Here is a 19,512-nt window from a genome sequence, read left to right on the forward strand (position 1 = left end):
ATCGCGTCTCTTTACACAGCCACTGTTTCCACAATTTATTAATTTCTGAATACGTGCAAAGACGCGATAAATCGCGTTTCTACTTTTGCAATACCCTAAAAACGCTATTATTTCCCCCTAAAAACTGCCATGGAAACACCCGCCACCGTAACACCCGCTTCCAACTTTCTGCAGGTAAAAGCCATTGGCATCGATACATATCTGGAAAACGTGATCTACATGCGCGCCGATTGCCACATTTGTAAATCGGAAGGGTACAAAGCGCTCACGCGGGTGGTGGTTTCGTTTCGGGAAACCGAAATTGTAGCTACGCTGAACGTGGTTTATTCGGAACTGATCCACCACAACGAAGCTGGGCTTTCCCTCATAGCCATGCAGCGGCTGAACGTGCAGAACGGCGACCTGATCCGCATTGACCACCTGAACCCGGTAGCGTCGCTAAGCTTGGTCCGTCGCAAAATGTATGGAAACGAATTGCAGGATGCGGATTATCAGCAAATCATTTCCGACATTTTAAAAGGCTGGTACTCGAACATTGAGGTTGCAGCTTTCATTACAGCCTGTTCTGCTACCGATCTTACCATTGCCGAAATAACAGGTCTTACAAAAGCCATGATCTTTAGCGGAAAACGTCTGAACTGGAACAAGGAAATGGTACCCGATAAGCATTGCGTAGGCGGCTTGCCCGGCAACCGCACCACGCCCATTGTAGTCAGCATCCTGGCCGCCGCCGGACTCACCATTCCTAAAACTTCCTCCAAAGCCATTACCTCGCCCGCCGGCACTGCCGATGTGATCTCCACCTTTACAAATGCCGCTTTAACACTGGAGCAGATGCAGTACGTGGTGCAGAAGGAGAACGGCTGCATGGCCTGGGGTGGCGGCGTGCACCTGAGCCCCGCCGATGACCTGCTGATTACGATAGAAAAGGCCCTGGATGTAGACAGCGAAGGCCAGATGATCGCTTCGGTTTTATCTAAAAAAGTTGCCGCTGGCGCTACCCATGTGGTCATCGATATTCCAGTTGGCGAAACAGCTAAAGTACGGTCGGCAGAAGAAGCGGAAGGTATTCGGTTGAAAATGGAGGCAGTAGCCACCGCCATTAACCTGAAACTGAAAGTGGTGCTGACGGATGGAAGCCAGCCGGTAGGTCGGGGTATTGGTCCGGCCCTTGAAGCGCTGGATGTCCTTGCCGTTTTACGCAATGCACCCGCCTCTCCGCATGACCTTCGGGAGAGAGCCTTATTTTTAGCGTCCGAAATGCTGGAAATATCCGGAACGGTAGATCCGGGGGAGGGAAAAGCAAAAGCAGCCGAAATTCTGAACAGCGGGCAGGCCTACCAGAAATTTCTGGCAATCTGCCAGGCCCAGGGCGGCTTCCGGGAACCAGTGGCCGGGCAATACACCTTCGATGTAGTTTCTACCGTTGCCGGAACTGTGCAGAAGATTGACAACCGCAAACTGGCCCGCCTAGCCAAGCTGGCCGGCGCTCCCAAAGCCAAAGGTGCGGGTATGCTCTTCCTTTCGCCGCTGGGCCGCAGGGTGGAAGTAGGCAATGTACTCTTTACGCTTTATGCCGAAGCCGAAGGGGAGCTGGAATATGCGAAGGAATTCCTGAGTAACCTGAACGAAGTGCTGGTGATCGGGTGAATGAGACATGATAGGGATGCCCCAGATTTTAAAGGAACGGTCATCTCGACCGCAGGGAGAGATCTCCTCAAGTTGGTAGAAGTTTCATTCTGGCTTTACTACCAAACTCCAGAGATTTGGCTCCGCCGAACTTTGTTTCTCCTGACGTCGAGATGACGCGATAAAGTGAATGACGTAATAATTTAAACTTTACCTTTCCCAGAAAACGCAACTACCAATGACCAAACTTATCTTGTCTCTTCCCGGAAACGAAACGCTAACCGAAAACCTGGTAAAACTGACCAGCATGGCGAAAGGCGAATTGCTGGTACGTAATTTTCCGGACGGGGAAAGCCTGATACAGATAAAATCGGAAGTTTCAGGAAAGGAAGTGGTGTTAGTTTGCAGCCTTCACCAGCCCGATGAAAAACTGCTGCCGCTTTATTTTCTGGCGAAGGAACTCCGGCATTTACAAGTTGCAAGAATTACCTTAGTAGCGCCGTACTTAGCCTACATGCGGCAGGACCAAGCCTTTCATGCAGGCGAAGTGGTAACGAGTAAATATTTTGCGCAACTGCTTTCCAGCCTGGTAGACGAACTCATTACTATCGATCCGCACCTGCACCGCTGGAAAACCATGAGCGATATTTACACCATTCCCTCTCAGGTGCTGCACGCTTCCGAAACCATTTCCGCTTACATAAAAAGCCATATTCCCAACCCCGTACTCATCGGTCCCGATAGCGAAAGCGAACAATGGGTTGCAGAAGTGGCAAAGCAGGCAGGCGTACCGTTTTTGGTGCTGCAAAAGGTACGTCGCGGCGATGAAGACGTGCAGGTTTCGGTTCCGCAGGTAGAGCAATTTAAAGACCATACCCCGGTGCTGGTAGACGATATTATTTCCACAGCCCGCACCATGATCGAAACCGTAAATCATTTAAAAGCTGCCGGCATGAAAGCTGCTACCTGCATTGGTGTGCACGCCGTTTTTGCCGGCAAGGCTTATGATGCTCTGAAAGCAACCGGAGCTGAAATAATTACCTGCAACACCATTCCGCACCACTCCAATAAAATAGATCTGAGCAATTTGATTGCAGGTAGTCTGATTTAGAATTGAATTTCGGTAGAAATGAATGCGATGCATCCCGTCGCTGCATTTTAGGGATGATTACCTTTCCGCAATTTCCTTTACCTTCTCCAGCGCTTTCGGATAAGACTCCCGGAAATATTCTTCGTGGCTTTCTTCGGTGTCGAGTTCTACGGTTAGTTCGGATAGTTTCCGTTTCCGGAGAGGTTGTAAGTTTCCATTAAAAGCTGTTTTTAGTATTCCGAAGGATGACTGAAAACTACCTATGAAAATGGAAGTCTCCGACTTCGTTACACTTCCACGATTTTTTGGGATAATGGTTCTTGTTTAGTAATACCGTCAGAGTCGGCTTACCTTCTTTTAACTTTGTAGTCCTCCTTCGGAAGGCGCTGGAGAGCAGCGTTTCCCCGTTGCGTTATAAATCTTTCTTCAGTTTTTCAGGATTTTGCCGGGAGTCGAAAATAGTTACAATCTGAATTTGCCTGGAAGTGAAGCGGTAGTAAAGCGTAGTTTGTTTGGTAATTACACATTTAAAAAGACCCTTTTGGATCTCGGATTCCGGAAAGCTCTCAGGCTTGTTTTTTATAGCTTCAATTCGCTTGTCTAATTTCTGAATGAAATCATGCTTTATCTTTTCAGACCATTTTTCAGTTAGAAAATCAAACAGGCTTGCTAATTTCTTTTCAGCTCGCTTAGATAAAACTACCTTCCTGCTCATCGCCTGTGTTTAACCATAAACGATTCATAATTGGTAGTGTCGCCACGGTTGATTTCCGCGGTGGCTTCCTGAATTTCCTGCTGCTGTTCAACCGTTAATTCGTTCCAGAAATCAGCAGCTTTTTCCTTCTGAAATACCCGCTTAATTGCCTGGATCACCTTTGGGTTCTCCGTGTTGAGCAGCAATTTCATTAGTTCCAGTTTTTCGGTTTGAATATTCATCAGGTAAAAGCTTTTAACAAAAATAACGAATAATCAGAAGCTTTGTTGGACAGCTCTGAATTTCTGTGCTGTAATTCAACCTTTCCAAAAGGGAAGGAGCCATGAATTACCTCTCCGCAATTTCCTTTACCTTCTCCAATGCCTTCGGATAAGTATTCCGAAAATATTCATCGTAGTTTTCCTCGTTATCGAGTTCTACGGTTAGTTCGGTTGCGTTACCATTTCCGGAGAGGTGGTAGTTTTCCATGGCGCCGTACCATGTGTGGGTTTCCGGACCGGAAGGTTGTTCCTCGCCGTCTTTTATTTCGCCGAGGTGTTTGATCTCCATGATTTCGTCAGGCACCACTTTCTCGATGCGGCTGTACATGCCATGACCATCGCCGCTTAAGAACTGCACCTTGCTACCTTCTTTCCAGTCGGTTACCGCGTAAGAGCCTTCGCTGAAAATTTTGGTCCATTCGCGGTAAGTAGCATCGTTGAAAAGCGTTTCCCAGACTTTTGCTTTCGGAGCGTTTATTTGAATGGTGTAGTTTAGTCTTTTCATAAAGTTTGGCGGTTTTGGTGGGGGTAGAAGTTCTGAAAATTTTGGGAGGAATTAAAAACGCTATAGTTTTAGATATTTTGCCAGAAACTCCTTTTTAGGAGTTTTTATGAATAAAGAGTTATTTATTTTTTCAAACAAATAATCTTCTCCTATATCAAAATATATTGGTTTAGAGGAATGTCGCCAGCTTTTTCTCTCGTGTTTCCATTCAAAGGTATATTTACCCTTTTGCTCTCTCATAATTTTATACCTTTTCTCTATTACTGCTTTCTCTATTTCTTCTTTCGCCTCTTTTAATTCATCATTTCGTTCTTTAATTAGTTGAGCTTTTTGAGTTATCAATAATTCTTTTTCTTCAATCAGCTTTTCTAATTCAAAATTTAGATTTATTATTTCTTGATCCTTCTCTTGAATTTTATTTTCTAATAATTTTATAAGTTCAGCTTTAATTTGAGCAGTTAAGGATTGAGAGTTGCCAATTAAATCAGCAAGGTTCCTTTTTTCTTCTAAAATTTTAGCTTTTATTAAATTTAGTTTATCAGTAGGGTCAATAAAGAAATCATAAAGCTCTTGCTTATAACCAAGTAGTTGAAAATCAAGCTCATTTTTAAATTCTTTAATTTCTGGAAAAATAGTATTTCTGGTTGACTTTAGAATCGCTCTGGCATTAGAGAAGCTTTCAGGAGAAATTTGCTTAAATTCTACGCATTTAAAAATTTTATTTCCTATTGTTGTACTATCAAGCTTATTGATACTAATTAATCCTTTTTCTAAATTTTCAATTTCAATTTCCTTTTTCTTGATTTTTTCAGGTATATCTAGAAAGTCTTTTTTCAATGAAGAATTAAAACTACTTGTAATTTCATAGGTTAGAGGATCATAATAAAACTCCTTGTTTTCCCACTTCTCTATAACCTTTGAATTGAAAACTTCTGGCTGCTTTAATATAGTATTAAGCGAAGCTGTTGAATTTAATCTGTAATTTATGCTTTCTGATATTCCCTCTTGTTTATTTTCATTATTTTGTATTTTATAAACAATGGCTTCCATTGCCTTTGTGTAGTAATCTTCAATATCAGATAGTTCTTTATAAGCTTTTTTATTAATCTGTCTTAGTTTAGAATTTACAACACTTCTTAACTCAAAGTTATCTTTGAAACTTATTGCATTGACAACCCAAAGGATATTTTGATAAAATTCTTCTCTGGCCTTAATTGTTGCAGTAGAAATTGATGAGTTTTGAAATTCAATTACTAATCCATTAGGAGTTTGAATATCAGCAATATGTTTTTTTTCAAATTTATAGACAATAACTTCGCGCCAAGATTCCGGAAAATTACTCTTCCAGTTTCTATGCCACAAGGTTTCTGGCTCGTGCCAAGAGTCACACTCTTTTAAACTAGAATGTTGCCAATGTTTAACGTAAATTTCTCCACACTTTGCAATTAGGACCCCATTACAAAAGGGACAAGTTGCTTTCTGTCCAGAAGAGGTGGGAATATTTCTATTTCCGGTGCTATCTATTCCATATTGCATAGATTCAAAGCCTTTAAAAGTAAACACAATGTAACATTTTTGGCAACAAAAAACGCTATACCTTCCCCTCAGAAAAGTATAGCGTTTCCAAAAAATTCAGATACCAGATACTAACTACCTGCTACCAGCTTAATACCCCAAAATCTTAAGCATCGATTCGCTGCTTTGTTCTTCGGCGAGGAGCCAGGTTTTGAGCGTACCGTCTTCCCTTTTTCATTCATCGACCAAATTCTAATCATTGTTTTACGGTTTCGGTCTGTTCATTTGGGCTGATGAATTGATAAACCAAACCTGCTAATATAGCTCCGGCAATGGGAGCTACCCAGAATAACCACAACTGCTCTAGAGCCCAGCCACCGACAAAAATGGCCTGGCTGGTGCTTCGGGCCGGATTTACCGAAGTATTGGTAACCGGAATACTGATTAAATGTACCAGCGTTAAACAAAGACCAATGGCAATGCCAGCTAAGCCGGCCGGCGCTTTTGGGTAGGTAGAACCCAGGATGATGAAAATAAACATAAAAGTCATTACCACCTCGGTTACCAAGGCAGCCATTAGGGTATACCCGCCGGGAGAATGTTCGCCGTAGCCATTGGCCGCAAAACTTCCGAGTTCAGATTCCGGTTTGCCGCTCGCAATCAGGTAAAGAATGCCGGCACCGGCAATTCCACCTAACACTTGGGCCACGATGTACGGCAAGACATCTTTTTTACCGAAACGTCCACCCACCCATAGGCCAATAGAAACGGCTGGGTTTAAGTGGCAGCCCGAAACGTGACCAATGGCATAGGCCATAGTAAGCACGGTTAAACCAAAAGCGAGGGCTACACCTACGAACCCAATTCCCAATTCGGGAAAAGCCGCTGCTAAAACCGCGCTTCCGCAACCACCTAAAACCAGCCACATAGTTCCAATAAACTCTGCCATAAACTTTTTCATAGTTCTGATTTTTTATAAATATGAATTTTAACCGGACCCAGACGTAATGGTATGCATTGTTTAATTTCTTCCCGCTTGTATTTTAATCCAGGTGAACTTCTGATGCAGATTAAACTGGTAAGTGTTTTATAGTAAGTGTTTTAAATGTTTTTTTCGGCCGCAATCGTATTAATAATTGTTTGTGTAGTTAACCAAACTATAATTGATTTGCAGCCATAATGTTTAAGTTTAGGGTATAAAAAAAACGCTATACCTTTCTCATCAGAAAAGTATAGCGTTTTCAAATAAACTTCAGTAGTTATCAGCCAACGAGTTCCTTCACTGGCGCTCAGGATGACAAATATGCTTAATACCCCAAAATCTTCAGCATCGATTCCTGGGTTTGTTCCTCCGCAAATAACCACGTTTTCAAGGTCCCGTCTTCTTCGCGGTCGATGATCACGTGTTTCGGTGACGGAATTAAACAGTGCTTGATGCCGCCGTAGCCGCTTAAGCTTTCCTGGTAGGCGCCGGTGTGGAAGAAACCGATGTACAAAGGCTCTTCCTGTTCTTTTTTCACCTTCGGCAGGAACACCTGGAACGAGTGCATTTCGGAGTTGTAGTAATCCTGACTGTCGCAGGTGAGGCCACCGAGGTTGAGGCGCTGGTACGGTTTATCCCACTGGTTTATGGCCATGAGAATATAACGTTGGTTCAGGGCCCAGGTGTCCGGCAGGTTCGTAATAAACGACCCGTCGATCATGTACCAAAGCTCCTTGTCGTTCTGCAGTTTAGTGTCCAGAATAGAATATACGTGCGCGCCGCTTTCGCCTACGGTATAGATACCGAATTCAGTGAAAATGTTCGGTTCCGGCACTTCTTCTTCCTTACAGATCCGCTGAATGGTGCGCAGGATCTCCTCGATCATGTAGCGGTAATTGTAATCGAACTGGATGGAAGTTTTGATCGGGAAACCGCCACCGATATCGATGGTATCCAGCTCGGGGCAGATCTTTTTAAGCTCGCAGTATTTGTGCACGAAGCGGCTTAATTCAGACCAGTAGTACGAGGTATCTTTAATACCCGTGTTAATGAAGTAATGCAGCATTTTCAGCTGGAACTTCGGGTTATCTTTTATCTTCTTTTTGTAAAGTTTTACAACATCGCTGTAGTTAATGCCCAACCGCGAAGTATAGAACTGGAATTTTGGTTCCTCGTCGGAAGCCACGCGGATGCCCAGTTGGCAAGGCTCGGTAACGTGCAGGTCGTAATGGTCAATTTCCTCCAGGTTATCGATAACCGGGGTCACATTTTTGAAACCATCGTTGATCATTTCGGTAATGTACTGGCGGTATAGTTCGCGCTTGTAGCCGTTGCACACCACAAAAATGTTCTTGTCTACTTTGCCTTTTTCGTACAGCGACCGGATAATGGGAATGTCGAACGAAGAAGACGTTTCGATGTGAATATTATTTTTCAGCGCCTCTTCCAGCACGAAACTGAAGTGCGACGATTTGGTGCAATAGCAATAGGTATAGCTTCCCTGGTAATTCAGCTTTTCCATGCTTTCTTTAAAGAGCAGCTTGGCTTTCTTGATCTGGGAACTGATCTTGGGCAGATACGTGAGGCGCAGCGGCGTGCCGTATTCCTTCACGATCTCCATCATGGGGATCTCATTAAAAAATAATTCGTTATTCTCCACCCGGAATTCTTCGGTCGGGAAATCGAACGTCTGATTGATCAGATCTATGTATTTATCCATTTATGGGCTTAGGTTAAGGCAAAAATTTGCGGTACAAAGGTATGAACAACTAAACTAAAACGAGTTAAAAATATTATCGTTACCCGGAGAAAAATTACCCCACCAAAATAGCTGAAAACAGGGGAGTACTTTACTGTTGTTGCCTGCTTTCGGTCGAAGTTTGCGGTTGCGGAGGATCCTGGTAACTGATCCGGTATAAGGTCAGCGGAAAATCGAGGATCAGCTCCCGCGGGGACGTATACAGTTCCTGCACGCCAGGCATTTGTTTTATTTTCCGGATGGTTGCCTCTGATTCGTATCTTCCTACCGTTACGAGTAAAACATCCTGCCGCCGTTTACCGGCAATGCCCTGGCAGTTTTTAATGATGGCGTCCAACGGATCGCGGCGGCGGGCTTTCTTTTCGTCGGCAAAGAAGCTGCCGTACCGCATGGTGTCGTAGTAGTAAAGCTTTTTGAATTTTTTACTGTAAGCCGCCAAGGGAGAAGTGGCAATTTCGCTGGTGCCTGTTATAAAAGTTCCGGCTTCGAAATGGGTATCCAGGTAAGCGGCCAGATCTTCGTTGGCCGAGAATTTGTATTTCAGATCGTAAGCCGTTGCCTGTAACCCGCCGAACACGTGGATGAACAACAGCAAATTTAGCAGCCAGGTAGCGGTTTTGTCTTTATACTGCCGATCCGTAAACGCTGCGTTTTTTCTCTGAAGTTCAGAATTATAAAGCCAGGCCAGTACGGCAAAAAGCATGAACATGTGTCCGTGGTGCCTTAACGACCCGTTGTAAAGCAGGAAGAAAAAGGCCATCATGGCCAGCAGAATGCAGCAATAGGTAAAAAAGAAGTGTTTCCGCCGCCGGAAATAATAAAAAATGAAGCCCAGCACGAGCAAAGAACAAAGCACCTTGACATGCGACGATTCCACGATATTGGTTTGCCAGAACGTGATCCGGAAAGGCGCTACCGGGAAGAAGGCATTAAAAAAGTACCCTATTTTCTTAACCAGGATCTTCCCGCTGAACTCCGGGCTGAACTGCACGCTGTGGTTTGGATGCTTCACCATGGAAAGCATGGAATACAAAAAGCCACTGAACAAAAGCAAAAGCCCGGACCATAGTTTAAAACTGTTTATCAGTAGTTTATTTTCGGTCGGTTTCAAGTACTCGAAAAAACAGATCAGCACGATGCCGCCCGCGATCATGGCCGCAAACAAGTTTGCCTGGGCTGCCAGGCAAAGCAGTAGGCAAAACCACAGCCAGTATTTGTAGCGGTAGGGGTAAAGAGCACAAGCCCCGAATAAAAGTAATAAACCCAGCGCGTATAAGCGGGTAATTACGCTGTATTCATAGAAAATGAAATACCCGAGGCAAAACAGCACCCGCGTAAAGAACGGAAAAGTAGCGTAGCGTAGAAAAAGGAAAACGGCGCCCGTGGCCAGTACTACGTGCAGCACCTGCATCAGGTAAACGTTGTGCGAAAACCGGGTAATGCCGTACAAAATGAAATACCACAGATTCGGATGCGATTCAAATTGCTTGTTTACCAGCAGCTCGCCGAGGCTGTTGCTGTCGCGGGCAATAAGCCAGGATTCGGTCTCATCGAACCACATTTCATGGTGCGCAATTTTCAGGATGGTTGTTAAAAAGAACGCAAACGTGAACAGGTAAATGCTGAACTTTTCCCGGTCCGAAATTGCGGCCTTCAGCGGGCTTATTGCCTTAGGATTGGTTGCGGTTCCTGCCATTGGACGTTCCTTTTTCCTCGTGGTATTCCTGCTCTGTATTTATTTCCCAGATGTTCGCTTTATCCGATCTTCCATCCTTAATGTTTTGCACGGCTGCCATGGCCGTTAGCATCGAATGGTCCTGGTTGTTGTATTTGTGCATGCCGTTGCGGCCGATCAGGAACAGGTTTTCGATTCTGTCGAGGTAATTCCGTAACTCCTCGAAACGCGCATAAGCCCCGAAATAAGCCGGATACGCTTTCTTCACCCGGATCACGGTAGCATCCAAAACCTGGCTGGAATCGATAATATCTACCGAGGCCAGCTCTGCCGCCGCAAACGCTTTCAGTTTTTCGTCGGGCATTTGCCACAGATCGTCCCCTTCGTAGCAAAAATATTCCACGCCGATCCAGCTGTTTTCCGGGTTCTGCACCATGTAAGGGCTCCAGTTGTTGAAGACCTGCAACCGGCCGGCCCGGATGCTGGGCTCCTGCAGGTAGATCCAGTTATCGGTGATCCGGTTCTGATGCGCATCTTTAATTTTCAGGTCTTTCAGCAATAGGCCAACCGTAATAAAATCGCGGTAAAGCAATTGCTGGCTGATCTCAAAAACCGGCGAAGGAACTTTAAAATCGAAAGCGGCTACCAGGTCCTTCACCGGCATGGTAGAAATTACAAAATCCCCTTCGTGCCGCTGTTGGGTTTGGCTTTCCGGATCATAAGCCGTAACCCCAACTACTTTTTCCCCGGCAAAATGAAGCTGCCTTACTTCCTGGTTGTATAGAATGGTGCCGCCTTTTTCTTTTATTAATTCGGCTACTTTTTCCCAGAGCTGGCCGGGGCCCAAAGCCGGGTAGAGGAATTTTTCGATCAGGGAAGTTTCGGTTTTCTTTTGTGCAATGCCCTCGGCCGCCGGCATCATTGACCGGATAATATGCCAGACCGCCTGCAGGATCGATAACCCTTTAACCCGCTGCTTTCCCCATTCGGGACTTATTTTGTTACACGGAACGCCCCAGATCTTTTCGGTATAGGCCTGAAAAAAGGTCCGGTACAGGTAAGCGCCGAAACGGTTGATGTAAAAATCTTCCAGGCTTTTTTCCGGCTTTATCGGGCTAACCAGGCTTTTGGCATAATCGATTCCCACTTTGCAGGTCCACCAGTAACCTAATTTGCTTATCGTATCGCCGGAAAGCGTAACCGGGTAATTAATGAATTTCCGGTTGAAGTAGATCCGGGATTTACGCGGCCGTACCAGCATTTGCTCCTTTTCGTCTGCACTGGTTTTACCTTTTTTATCCGGATGCAGGAAGCTGTGTGAATTGTGGTACGTTAACTCGATCGGTTCACTGGCAGCAGCAGCAGGCGAAAGCGGCAGAATATCGAGCCACCACTTCAGAACGGTATCGGATTTAGAGAAAAACCGGTGACCGCCGATGTCTATCCGGTTGCCCTTGTAATTAACGGTTTTGGAAATGCCGCCGGTATCGGTGCCGGCTTCCAGAATTACCGGAATAACGTCGGTAGTCCTTAATAACTCTAATGCAGCGGTTAAGCCGGCTGGCCCTGCCCCAATAATAATAGCTTTGCGCTTTGCTTCAATCGACATGCTTTCAACACTGCAGAAGTTTTATTTCAACTCCGCAAAAGGCCTCAAAAGTAACTAAATTTAAACCTCCTTGTATCTGTTATTCAGGAATACGCGGCAAGAACTGCATTCAGCAACCGCCGGTTTGTTCAAATCCGGCCGGGAAGGAAAGCAGCAGAAGCAGGGTTCGGGTTTAATTTTATTTCTGAGGGTGGTATAAATAACTGACATTACGTAAGCAGGAGAAAAGTCCCCCTTTGGAGCAGGGCCGTTTCATTCTGGCTAATGATTATCCCCTTGAGGGGATCATAGGGGTGTTAACACGTTATTTTATAAAAATCAGCAAATGTAAACACCCCTCTAAATGCTCGAGGGGAGAATCCGCTTGAATGTATTGCCCTCTTTGAAGGTAGGGCCGTTTCATTCTCAAAATTGCTGGTCTAAGAAATGCTTTTTCGGATATTTTTATCCGAAAACCACCTGTCGGGGATTTATTAATCCCCGTGTTTAGGCTTTAAAATGGCACACTGGGGTCAATAGACCCCTATCAGGTTACTTCCGGATTTATAAATCCGGAAGAGCAAACAGTTTTTTCCAGAATGAAAAGTCCCCCTCCAAAGGGGGACCTCAAAAACTTGCGTAACTTCAGTAAATAACTACTCGTGCAATATTGCCCGTATTTTCTCATCTTTGCAAAAGGAATGTTCTAACGTTTTTATGAAAAATGTAAAATTAATTGAAGTTAAATCGGAATTAGGGGCCGGAACCCGTGGTGCCAGTTTAGGAATTGATGCCCTTAAAATTGCCTGCTTAGATGCCGGCTCCGATTATTTTTCCCGTTTCAATTCCATCGAAGTACCGAACGACAATTACGTACTGTTCGAGAAAAACCTCTTCCCGCACGCCAAATACATCGATTCCATCCTGTTAACGCTTAAAACCATCAGTTCCACGGTGGCCCAGACGTTTGAGTTTCGCATGTTCCCCCTGGTGCTGGCCGGCGACCACTCCAATGCAGCCGGTACCATTGCCGGCATTAAAGCCGCCCATCCCGACAAGCGGCTCGGCGTGATCTGGATCGATGCCCATTCTGACATCCACTCGCCTTATACCACGCCTTCGGGCAACATGCACGGCATGAGTTTGGCCATTGCGCTGAACGAAGACAACAAAGAATGCAAAATTCACGACCTTGATCCGGAAACCAAATTCTTCTGGCGGTCGGTAAAAAAAGTAGGCGTAGACGGCCCGAAATTAGCCTACGACGACCTGGTTTACATTATGGTACGCTCTTTCGAAGAACCGGAAGACTACATAATGAAAAAGCACAACATTAAAAATTACCAGTTCGAAGAGTTTAACGAAAAGGGGCCCGAAATGGTAGCCAAAGAAGCGCTTCACCGCCTGAAGGATTGCGACCTGATCTACGTTTCCTTCGATGTGGACAGCCTGGATTCCAAATTCTCCAAAGGCACCGGTACGCCCGTAGAAATTGGCTTAACCGTAGAACAGGCCAAAGAACTTTGCTCTTGCTTATTAAAAGACGAACGGGTTTGCTGCTTCGAAATGGTAGAAATTAACCCAACCCTCGATACCGAAAACACCATGGCCGAAAATGCTTTCGAAATTCTGGAAGCGGCCACCAAATCTATAGTTGCCCGCGAGGCAAAAATCAGTACCCTAGCCTAATGAAAAACCTGGAACAGAAAATCCGCACGGCGCTTGCTGCTGCCTTACAAAATACATTCTCCATTGCCGTAGAACCGGCTACCATTTCCCTGCAGCCCACCCGCAAGGAGTTTGCCGGTACCTTTACGTTCGTAACTTTTCCTTACACCAAACAGGCCGGCAAAGGTCCCGAACAGATCGGGCAGGCCTTAGGCGAATACCTGAAGGAAAATGCGCCGGAAATTTCCGGTTTCAACGTGGTAAAAGGCTTTCTTAATTTAGAGATCGGCGAAAACGTGTGGCTGGAGCTGTTCCGCGAGATGTTAGGGAATACCGAAGGAAAACTGCCCGACACCGGAAAGAAGATCGTGGTGGAATATTCATCTCCCAACACAAACAAGCCGTTGCATTTAGGCCACCTGCGCAATAACTTCCTGGGTTATTCGGTTTCGGAAATCCTGGAAGCAGCGGGCAACCACGTTACCAAAGTAAACCTGGTCAACGACCGCGGCATTCACATCTGCAAAAGCATGCTGGCCTACCAACTTTTCGGGAACGAAGAAACCCCGGAACAGGCCGGCATTAAAGGCGATCACCTGGCCGGTCGTTACTATGTGATGTTCGACAAAGCCTACAAGCAGGAAATTGACGAACTGGTGAAGAATGGCATGGAGGTAGAAACGGCCAAGAAAGAAGCCCCGCTCATGAAAGAAGCCCAGGAAATGCTCAAAAAATGGGAGCAGGGCGATGCCGAAGTATTAGCTTTGTGGAAGCAGATGAACGCCTGGGTGTACCAGGGCTTCGACGAAACCTACCAGAACATCGGCGTAGACTTTCATAAGTATTACTACGAATCGGAAACCTATTTATTAGGCAAAGAGCGCGTGGAAGAAGGCCTGGCCAAAGGCGTATTCTACAAAAAACCGGATGGCTCCGTGTGGGTAGATCTGAAAGAAGAGGGCCTGGACGAAAAGCTGGTACTCCGTGCCGACGGCACTTCCGTTTACATCACCCAGGACTTAGGCACCGCCGAACTGAAATACCAGGAATTCAGCTACGACACCTCGGTTTACGTTATTGCCGACGAGCAGAACTACCACATGCAGGTGCTCAAAGCCATCCTGAAAAATCTGGGCAAACCATACGCCGACGGCATTTACCACCTGAGCTACGGCATGGTAGATTTGCCAAGCGGTAAAATGAAAAGCCGCGAAGGCACCGTGGTAGATGCCGACGAATTGGTAGAAGAAATGAACGAAACCGCCCGCCGGAAAACCGAAGAACTCGGAAAGATCGAAGGCTTCAGCGAAATGGAGGCGAAAGAGCTTTACCACAAACTGGCCATGGGCGCGCTCAAGTACTTCCTGCTGAAAGTGGACCCGAAAAAACGCATGCTCTTCAATCCAGAAGAATCCATCGAATTCCAGGGCAACACCGGTCCGTTTATCCAGTATACGCACGCCCGTATTGCCGCCATCCTGCGCAAAGCCGCCGAAATGGATATTGCCTACGATGAAGCCGCTTTTGCCAAGGTTCCTGCTTTACACGAAACCGAAGCCGAAGTAATTGTGCAGCTGGGCGGTTACGAGAAAATGGTGCAGGAAGCCGCCAATCTGTTCGCCCCAAGCATCGTAGCCCAATACGCCTACGAACTGGCCAAAGCCTACAACCGTTTCTACACCGAAGTCTCCATCTTCCAGGAAACCAATTTAGAAACCCGTAGCTTCCGGATCGCCCTTTCCGGACAGGTAGCTAGGACCATTAAAAAGGCAATGGGATTATTAGGTATTCAGGTGCCGGATAGGATGTAGATTTTTATTTATTGTGTACGGACAGGGCTTGACCTGTCCCACGCATTCCGGATCAGGTTTTGCCATTCACGCATTCCGGATCAAAAATCCTGGCCATCTGGTAAATCTTAATAATCTTGTTCAGATAATTTGTCGCAATAACGTGGGGACAAGTCAAGCCCTGTCCGTACACATTTGGATATCCTAAAATGAAAAAAGCAGTATATATGCTCTTGGTACTGGCAGCAATTGGTTGTCAGGAAAAGCAAAATCCTAAAACATCGAAAACTATGTCACAAATAGAAGGCTCTACGGAGCAGGCGAACAATCCGGCCAGATCGATTTACGATTTCGAATTCAAGACCCTGCAGGGCGAAGACATTGTGCTCAGCAATTACAAAGGCCGCAAAATGCTGATCGTGAACACGGCTTCGGAATGCGGGTATACACCGCAATACAAAGAGCTGCAGGAGCTTTACGACAAGCACGGCGATAAAGTAGTGGTGCTGGGTTTTCCGGCCAACAACTTTGGCGGACAGGAACCGGGCTCGAACCAGGAAATTGCTACGTTCTGTGAAAAGAATTACGGCGTAACGTTTCCGGTAATGGAAAAGATCTCCGTAGCCGGCGACGACATGCACCCGCTCTACAAATACCTGTCTTCTAAAGAGCTGAATGGCGTAACCGACGAAAAACCGAACTGGAATTTCTGCAAATACCTGATCGATGAGAACGGCAAAGTGCAGGCTTTCTTTAATTCCAAAGTAACGCCGCTGAGCAACGAAATGCTGACGGCCATTCACCAGTAATACTTTTTCTACCGTTTTGCCTACCGATCTTAATTCTGAAACGAACATGAACGCCGAAGCGCCGGGAAAACTGAAAGCCTGGATTTCGGCGTTTCGTTTGCGTACGCTGCCGCTTTCGCTGAGCAGCATTTTTATGGGTGGTTTTCTGGCCGCTTCGCAACTGGAGTTCAGCGCTACCATTTTAGGCCTCTGCATTCTTACTACCCTATTCCTGCAAATTCTCTCAAACCTGGCTAACGACTACGGCGATTCCGTGCACGGCGCCGATCATGCCGAACGATTGGGCCCGAAACGCGCGGTGCAGGCCGGGCATATCTCAGCAAAGCAAATGAAAACCGGCATCGTGGTGTTTAGCTTGCTGTCGCTGGTATCCGGTTTAAGTTTGCTTTGGGCTAGTTTCGGCAGCGAAGGCATTTACCTGTTCCTACTTTTTCTGGCCATTGGCTTGGCAGCTATTTGGGCGGCAATAACCTATACCAACGGCCCGAAACCTTACGGTTATGCCGGCTTAGGTGATATTTCGGTTTTTCTGTTCTTTGGTTTAGTGGCCGTTCTAGGTACCGTATTCCTGCAAACCCAGGATTTTAACCTGAGCCATTTATTGCCGGCAGCGGCCTGTGGTTTCTTTGCCACCGGCGTGCTCAACGTAAACAACATCCGCGACATAGTATCCGATAAGCTGGCCGGTAAGAACTCGGTTTCGGTAAGGTTAGGTGCAAAAAATGCCCGCCTTTACCACTGGTGCTTATTAATAGCCGGCATGGCTTGTGCGGTTGGGTTTGTGATGTGGCGGTTTATTGGCTGGCCGCAATTCTTATTTGTGCTGAGTTTTCCGTTCTTTATTTATAACGGTATTCAGGTTTCTAAAAAACAACAACCCACCGAAATCGATCCGTACCTGAAACAGTTATCCCTTTCTACCTTGCTGTTCGTATTCTTATTCGGAATTGGCCTGGCGCTGAGTATGTAGTTTCCTGGCATTTATATCTGAATCAGAATTTTCAGAATTTTAGAATTTTCAGAATTTCGGGATATTTGTTTTTTGCTGGCGCAAGTGTTTAGCATAAGCGTCACTTGGGCTTAACGTACAGGAGAAAGTCTCCAGACTTCCGTGCTTCGGATCGCGGATAAAAGTATTTGTCGGCTGCTGAAGTAAGATAAAGATGAATAATTTACCTCTGTTTTCAGCCTTTAAAGAGGAGTTCTGCTTACGCCAGTCTAAAGACTGGCTCTTGTCTGTCAGGCCCAAGTGACGCTTTCGCTTAACACTTGCGCCAGAAAATCAAATACATCAAAATTCTGAAAATTCTAAAATTCTGATTCAGAAAAAAAAGCCCCGCATAGTTGCGGGGCTTTCTTTTTAGCCTGAAACACTACTGTTTTTATTCAGCAGAGCCAGTATTTTCTGTAGTTGGTTTACCTTCAGCGGCTTGTTGAGTTTTCGATTCCCGTTTCGGTACGAAGGGCTTTATCGGACGGTCGTTGTCAACTTCCGCTTTTGGTTTCCGATCACGATCACGGTTGCGATTGCGGTTTCTATTCTGGTCGCGGTTCTTAGTTTCACGGGCTTCGGAGCCTGTTGCGGTAGCGTTTTCTGCATATTCCGTTGCCGTTCCTTCCGCTTTCGGAGCAGGTTTTCTTTCGCCTTGCGGACGCGGAGCGCGGTTTTCTTTGCGGTCGCCGCCTTTGCCTTTACCGCCTTTTTTATCGCGGCCGCCGCGTTTTTCGGGTTTGGCATTCGGGTTATATTCCGGGCCTTTGCCTAAGAAATTGGGTAGGTCAAATTTTGGTACATCTTTTTCGATCAGCTTTTCAATGCGCGGGATCTTGTACATATCCTTTTCATTCACGAAAGTGAGCGCGGTTCCGGTGGCGGCGGCGCGGGCGGTACGGCCAATGCGGTGGATGTAGTCTTCGGCATCCTGGGGCATATCGAAATTTACCACGTGCGAAATATTATCGATATCGATGCCGCGTGACATAATATCGGTAGCAACCAGGATCTGGTATTTTTTATTCCGGAAGCCTAAAAGCACTTTTTCCCGTTCGTCCTGCTCAATGTCAGATTGAATGCCTTCGGCAGTAAAGCCCAGTTTCTGCAAAGAGCGCACAATGGAATTTACGTTCGATTTCCGGGATGTGAACACGATCATGCTCGAAACTTCCAGTCCGTTGATCAGGCTTTCTAATAAAGGCAGTTTCTGGTTGTCGTAAGTGAAGTAAAAACGCTGATCGATGTTTTCGGCGGGTTTCGAAACGGCCAGGCTGATCTCTACCGGTTCGTTCAGGATGTTTTTGGCTAATGTGCGGATCTTTGGCGGCATGGTGGCCGAAAAAAGCAACGTCTGGCGGTTCTTCGGTAGTTCGTTTACGATCCGCATGATGTCGTCCATAAAGCCCATATCCAGCATTTTATCGGCTTCGTCCAGCACCAGGTAATTCAGCTTGTCGAACTTCACATAACCCATATTCATGTGCGCGATCAAGCGACCTGGCGTCGCTACAATAATGTCGGCGCCGGAAGTTAAGGCTTTCTTTTGCTGGTCCCAGTTTTCGCCTTTGCTGCCGCCATATATGGCAATGCTTTGCGCCGAAACGAAATAGGAGAGGCCTTCTACCTGATCATCTATCTGTTTGGCCAGTTCGCGGGTAGGTACCAGAATTAACGTGCTGGTATGGTCGTGGGCGGCGTGCGATATCCGGTCCAGCAAGGGAATAAGGTAAGCGCCGGTTTTGCCGGTTCCGGTCTGAGCACAGGCAATCAGGTCTTTTTTTTCCAGAATAGCCGGAATGGCTTGTTGCTGCACCGGGGTTGCATTTTTAAAGCCCATGGCATTTATACCCGAGAGCAGATCGTCGTGCAGATCAAAACTATTGAAAGAAACAGTATCCATTTAAGTAAAAAAGTGAGTTGCGCGGTGAAAAAGCGGCGCAAACAATCGGAAAAGGTAAAGCTACTTAAAAAGTTCGGTACTCCGCAAGGTTCATGTGTTTTTTTAATATACCTAGTGAGGAATTGTACTATTTTGTTTATGTTAGCAGGCCTGTATTTCGCGTTATGATTGACTTGGATAGCTCCCTGATAGGCCTTTCAGATTGTTGGTTGCTTTGAAAAGTTAAATTCAGATTTGGCATCAGGTTGGGCGTTTTGCTAATAAAAGTGCGCTAATTGCTTTTTAAATAGGTTTTAAATTGAAATATACCGTGAAAATATTTGCATTATAAATTTATAGACTTTTTTAAGTGCAACTGGCCTGTAGGCGTGGCGTTAAAACCCCAAGAAAGCAAAATACTAAAAATTGAATTGAAAATTAAAAGAGTGAATATGTTGAAAATTTAACTTTTTAAAGCCATGCCAAACAGACTACTAACTTCCGTATTTTTATTTTTGTTCCTTTTAATCAGCCAGATCTCAAATGCCCAAAGCAACGGACCCTGCAACACCTCGCAGCCCCGTCCGATCACCGGTAATCAGCATCCCTGCCCGGGCACCATCGAAACCTACTGCATCGAGAATGACCGCGGCT

15 protein-coding genes are annotated in these 19,512 nt (G+C 45.9%); 6 read left to right on the top strand and 9 right to left on the bottom strand.

Going from position 1 to position 19,512, the window contains the following annotated elements:
- Positions 1-129: 129 nt before the first annotated feature.
- The gene (locus F0P94_RS19370) at positions 130-1,650 is read left to right on the top strand and encodes a thymidine phosphorylase family protein (RefSeq protein WP_150906197.1); all 1,521 of its coding nucleotides are present in this window, start codon (positions 130-132) and stop codon (positions 1,648-1,650) included.
- Positions 1,651-1,867: 217 nt separating this feature from the next.
- Complete coding sequence (locus F0P94_RS19375) at positions 1,868-2,740, top strand: ribose-phosphate pyrophosphokinase (protein WP_150906199.1); 873 nt, start codon at positions 1,868-1,870, stop codon at positions 2,738-2,740.
- A gap of 391 nt (positions 2,741-3,131) precedes the next feature.
- Here the strand turns inward: F0P94_RS19375 and F0P94_RS19380 are convergent, their stop codons facing one another.
- The 8 genes from F0P94_RS19380 to F0P94_RS19415 form a co-directional block, all read right to left on the bottom strand.
- Positions 3,132-3,434, bottom strand: coding sequence for a type II toxin-antitoxin system RelE/ParE family toxin (locus F0P94_RS19380; RefSeq protein WP_150906201.1), 303 nt, complete (start codon positions 3,432-3,434; stop codon positions 3,132-3,134).
- Positions 3,431-3,655, bottom strand: a complete 225-nt coding sequence (locus tag F0P94_RS19385; RefSeq protein ID WP_150906203.1) for a hypothetical protein — start codon at positions 3,653-3,655, stop codon at positions 3,431-3,433. Before F0P94_RS19385 ends, F0P94_RS19380 begins: the two co-directional genes overlap by 4 nt.
- A 106-nt stretch (positions 3,656-3,761) precedes the next feature.
- On the bottom strand, positions 3,762-4,199 hold the full coding sequence (locus F0P94_RS19390; RefSeq protein WP_150906205.1) for an SRPBCC domain-containing protein: 438 nt from the start codon (positions 4,197-4,199) through the stop codon (positions 3,762-3,764).
- Between the two features lie 60 nt (positions 4,200-4,259).
- On the bottom strand, positions 4,260-5,762 hold the full coding sequence (locus tag F0P94_RS19395) for a competence protein CoiA (protein ID WP_150906207.1): 1,503 nt from the start codon (positions 5,760-5,762) through the stop codon (positions 4,260-4,262).
- Between the two features lie 208 nt (positions 5,763-5,970).
- Positions 5,971-6,675 carry an aquaporin Z gene (gene aqpZ / locus F0P94_RS19400; RefSeq protein WP_150906209.1) on the bottom strand — a complete coding sequence of 235 codons (705 nt, stop codon included), beginning with the start codon at positions 6,673-6,675 and terminating at the stop codon, positions 5,971-5,973.
- 346 nt (positions 6,676-7,021) lie between these two features.
- A complete protein-coding gene (locus tag F0P94_RS19405; RefSeq protein WP_150906211.1) occupies positions 7,022-8,416 on the bottom strand; it encodes a type III PLP-dependent enzyme domain-containing protein in 1,395 nt (464 codons plus the stop codon).
- A gap of 130 nt (positions 8,417-8,546) precedes the next feature.
- On the bottom strand, positions 8,547-10,151 hold the full coding sequence (locus F0P94_RS19410; RefSeq protein WP_150906213.1) for a hypothetical protein: 1,605 nt from the start codon (positions 10,149-10,151) through the stop codon (positions 8,547-8,549).
- Positions 10,126-11,739 carry an NAD(P)/FAD-dependent oxidoreductase gene (locus F0P94_RS19415; RefSeq protein ID WP_150906215.1) on the bottom strand — a complete coding sequence of 538 codons (1,614 nt, stop codon included), beginning with the start codon at positions 11,737-11,739 and terminating at the stop codon, positions 10,126-10,128. The genes F0P94_RS19410 and F0P94_RS19415 overlap by 26 nt, the downstream gene beginning before the upstream one ends.
- A gap of 696 nt (positions 11,740-12,435) precedes the next feature.
- Between F0P94_RS19415 and F0P94_RS19420 the strand changes: the two genes are divergently transcribed.
- From F0P94_RS19420 to F0P94_RS19435, 4 genes are all read left to right on the top strand, one after another.
- Positions 12,436-13,407 (top strand): arginase, encoded by a 972-nt coding sequence (locus F0P94_RS19420; RefSeq protein WP_150906217.1) that lies wholly within the window; start codon positions 12,436-12,438, stop codon positions 13,405-13,407.
- On the top strand, positions 13,407-15,197 hold the full coding sequence (argS, locus tag F0P94_RS19425; protein ID WP_150906219.1) for an arginine--tRNA ligase: 1,791 nt from the start codon (positions 13,407-13,409) through the stop codon (positions 15,195-15,197). Before F0P94_RS19420 ends, argS begins: the two co-directional genes overlap by 1 nt.
- 269 nt (positions 15,198-15,466) lie before the next feature.
- Positions 15,467-15,985, top strand: coding sequence for a glutathione peroxidase (locus F0P94_RS19430; protein WP_225307300.1), 519 nt, complete (start codon positions 15,467-15,469; stop codon positions 15,983-15,985).
- A gap of 16 nt (positions 15,986-16,001) precedes the next feature.
- Positions 16,002-16,955 carry a 1,4-dihydroxy-2-naphthoate polyprenyltransferase gene (locus F0P94_RS19435; protein WP_317133070.1) on the top strand — a complete coding sequence of 318 codons (954 nt, stop codon included), beginning with the start codon at positions 16,002-16,004 and terminating at the stop codon, positions 16,953-16,955.
- A gap of 412 nt (positions 16,956-17,367) precedes the next feature.
- Here F0P94_RS19435 and F0P94_RS19440 read toward each other — a convergent pair whose 3' ends face one another.
- A complete protein-coding gene (locus tag F0P94_RS19440; RefSeq protein WP_317133071.1) occupies positions 17,368-18,879 on the bottom strand; it encodes a DEAD/DEAH box helicase in 1,512 nt (503 codons plus the stop codon).
- Positions 18,880-19,512 lie beyond the last annotated feature (633 nt).

Source organism: Adhaeribacter soli (assembly GCF_008727925.1).
Lineage (GTDB): Bacteria > Bacteroidota > Bacteroidia > Cytophagales > Hymenobacteraceae > Adhaeribacter_A > Adhaeribacter_A soli.